Source organism: Amycolatopsis silviterrae, from assembly GCF_042684085.1.
Classification (GTDB): domain Bacteria; phylum Actinomycetota; class Actinomycetes; order Mycobacteriales; family Pseudonocardiaceae; genus Amycolatopsis; species Amycolatopsis silviterrae.
The window spans coordinates 1-510 of the sequence record NZ_JBHUKS010000051.1 but is presented as its reverse complement, the minus strand read 5'-3'; the positions used below and the strand labels follow the sequence as shown (position 1 = coordinate 510).

Annotated in this window: 1 rRNA gene; it reads right to left on the bottom strand. The window is 59.0% G+C overall.

What is annotated here, in order from left to right:
* Positions 1 to 510, bottom strand: a 23S ribosomal RNA gene (locus ACFSVL_RS46615); the annotation flags it as partial.

Genomic DNA, 510 nt, shown 5'->3' with positions numbered 1-510 from the left:
ACATAGCCAACCAGCCATGCCACTGGCGTGACAACTGGCACACCAGAGGTCCGTCCGTCCCGGTCCTCTCGTACTAGGGACAGCCTTCCTCAAGTATCCTGCGCGCGCGGCGGATAGGGACCGAACTGTCTCACGACGTTCTAAACCCAGCTCGCGTGCCGCTTTAATGGGCGAACAGCCCAACCCTTGGGACCTACTCCGGCCCCAGGATGCGACGAGCCGACATCGAGGTGCCAAACCATGCCGTCGATATGGACTCTTGGGCAAGATCAGCCTGTTATCCCCGGGGTACCTTTTATCCGTTGAGCGACACCCCTTCCACCAGGAGGTGCCGGATCACTAGTCCCGACTTTCGTCCCTGCTCGACATGTCTGTCTCACAGTCAAGCTCCCTTGTGCACTTGCACTCAACACCTGATTGCCAACCAGGCTGAGGGAACCTTTGGGCGCCTCCGTTACCCTTTAGGAGGCAACCGCCCCAGTTAAACTACCCATCAGGCACTGTCCCTGA